This is a genomic window from Ligilactobacillus sp. (assembly GCF_036846325.1).
Lineage (GTDB): Bacteria > Bacillota > Bacilli > Lactobacillales > Lactobacillaceae > Ligilactobacillus.
In genome coordinates, this window is record NZ_DAIUCE010000165.1 from 1 (window position 1) to 2,501 (window position 2,501).

Annotated in this window: 1 protein-coding gene and 1 pseudogene; one reads left to right on the forward strand and one right to left on the reverse strand. The window is 49.3% G+C overall.

Annotation, left to right across the window (positions count from 1 at the left end; all coding sequences use genetic code 11):
• Positions 1 to 165: 165 nt before the first annotated feature.
• The gene (locus V7Z60_RS09740; RefSeq protein WP_334117617.1) at positions 166 to 1,782 is read right to left on the reverse strand and encodes a peptide ABC transporter substrate-binding protein; all 1,617 of its coding nucleotides are present in this window, start codon (positions 1,780 to 1,782) and stop codon (positions 166 to 168) included.
• Positions 1,783 to 2,260: 478 nt separating this feature from the next.
• Between V7Z60_RS09740 and V7Z60_RS09745 the strand changes: the two are divergent.
• Positions 2,261 to 2,501: pseudogene (locus V7Z60_RS09745) on the forward strand (acetylornithine deacetylase); the annotation flags it as partial.

Consider the following 2,501-nt stretch of genomic DNA (forward strand, 5'->3'; position numbering starts at 1 on the left):
TAAAAATATTACTAAGTAACAGATGTCCGCATTAGCTCCAACTTGAATCTTCATTCTTAAAATTACACTTTCACTATCACAAGCTAAATCACACATAATGAAGCCAAAAAACAACGGAAGTTTTCCAAGTGAAAACCTCCGTTATTCAACTTTTCTTCCTATATATTACTTCAAATAAACACCCTTCCAGTTATATCCTCCGACGGGATTATAGACCAGACCCCTGACGCGTTTCTTGAGCATCGTGGCATTGGCAGGCTGAAGAGTCGGAAGGATGCCGCCGTCATCCAGCAGCAGCTTTTCGGCCCTGACCATGTCATCCCAACGTTTCTGACTGTTCCCGGCATCAGTTGTCGCGGAAGCTTCGAAGAGCCTGTTGTACTCGTCGTTGTCCCACTGACCGAAGTTGTAGTTGGAATCCTTTGCCTGCAGGTTGAGATATGTGCTTGCGTCGTTGAAGTCAGCGCCCCAGCTCGTGTAGACGGCATCGAAGTCGTGCTTCATCATGCGGGCGATGCGCTGTGTCTTCGGCATGCACTGAACATTGACGGTGAGATTCTTCAGTGTTGTCTGCCATGCACTCTGGATGTATTCGTTCAGAGCCTTTGTCGTGTCGTCATCGTCTCCGAGAAGGGTCAGCTCAACCTTCTGACCGGACTTCCCGAGTTCCTTCAACCCCTTGTCCCAGAGCTTCTGAGCCTTCTTTTTGTCATATGTCGTTGCATTCTTCGTATGGGAAGCTTTGGCGAAATCTTCGCCCTTGTAGGTCATGAAGTCCTGCGGCACGCCGGAAAGAGGCGTCTTCGATCCGTTTCCCAGAACCTTGTTCACCATGTCCCTGCGGTTGAGCGCATAGCCGAGAGCCAGACGCACGTTTCTGTTCTTCAGGTACTCGTTGTTCACGTTAAGTGAGAGATAGTCCATTCTTCCCTGTTCTCTCGTGACGAACTCGGGATTGTTCTTCAGATTCCGTGCCTGCTGGTTGCTCAGGGTGACCATGTCAAGCTTGTTCGTCTGATAGAGATTGTATCCAGTCGATGCTTCCTTGACCACCATCACGTGAACCTTGTCCAGCTTGACGTGTTTTTTGTCCCAGTAATACCTGTTCTTTCCAAGATTCCAGCGCTGCTGTGACCCGGTCCATGTCTTCATCACGAACGGTCCGTTTGAAACCGTGTATTTGGCAGCGGTGCCGTACTTCTTGCCGTACTTCTCGACTGCCTTCTGATTGACCGGTGCAAACGGATATCCGGCAAGCAGGGACTTGAAATAGGGAACCTTGGCGGAAAGATGCACCACAAGCGTGTAGTCGTCCGGTGCTTCAACGCCGAGTTCAGCCGGCTTCTTCCTTCCCTTCTGAATATCTCCGGCATTCTTGATGGATCCGAACAGATTGGCATTGGAGTCGTTCGTCTTCGGATCGACTGAGCGCCGGAAGGCATAGACGAAATCATTTGCCGTGACCTTGTCGCCGTTTGACCAGCGGGCGTCCTTTCTCAGCTTGAAGGTCCAGGTCAGACCGTCCTTTGAGACGCTGCTGCTCTTCGCCAGCGCCTTCTCCAGCCTGTTCGTGCCGTGACGGTAAAGTCCCTCATAGACATTGTTCAGCATCTGACCGGAAGTGGAATCGACGCATTGCTGCGGATCAAGCGTCTCCAGATCGGACTGGACACTCCAGTTGAGCGTTTTGCCCGAATCGGCCTCAGCCTTCGGACAGGATACCATGCCTGCCATGGCAAATGCAGTGGTTGTTAACAATACAGTTTTCATTGATTTTTTCATAACGATGTTCTCTCTTTCAATCTTTGTGTTGAAACAGAAAAAAGCCCCTGAATCCAACTGGACTCAAGGGCGTGTCATCGCGGTACCACCTTGATTCGCTGCCTGAAGATATGCCGGCATTTCAGACAGCCTTTCGGACGTAAGGTGTCCGGGGCCCTGTCAGGCTACTGCGTGAGGTTCGCCCGACAAACTCAAAGGTGATAATCATTCCAGCCAGAGCCTTGCCCGCTTTCACCTTTATGGGGCTCTCTGTTAAGGTTGGGCTGAATGACCGCGTCCTTTTCTGCGTTCTTGCTTTCAAGTTCATGTGAGCTAGTATAATCACATTTTAATTTCAAGTCAACACTTTTCTGCAAAAAAGTATCAAAAAATGCACAATGAAGCCGTCCTGACTGCATTTTAAAATTTGAGGTTGACAATTTGTTTTTAATGAACTAGGCTAGGAATCATTAACATTTGATTAACAGGAGGCATTTTCATGACAGACGAATTGAAACAGTACGCATATGAACATCGTCACGACTTTGACAGGCTGGTGGAATTCAAGTCAGTTTCGGCCAAGAAGAGTGAACTTCCGGAGACGGCAGCATGGATTGCCGACACATTCAAGGAACTCGGGGCACAGGAAGTTGAGCAGTGGACTGACTTCGGTGAGGACAATCCAGTTGTCTTCGCCTCCTTCAAGGGGAAGAACCAGGACAGGACGGTTCTCTTCTACA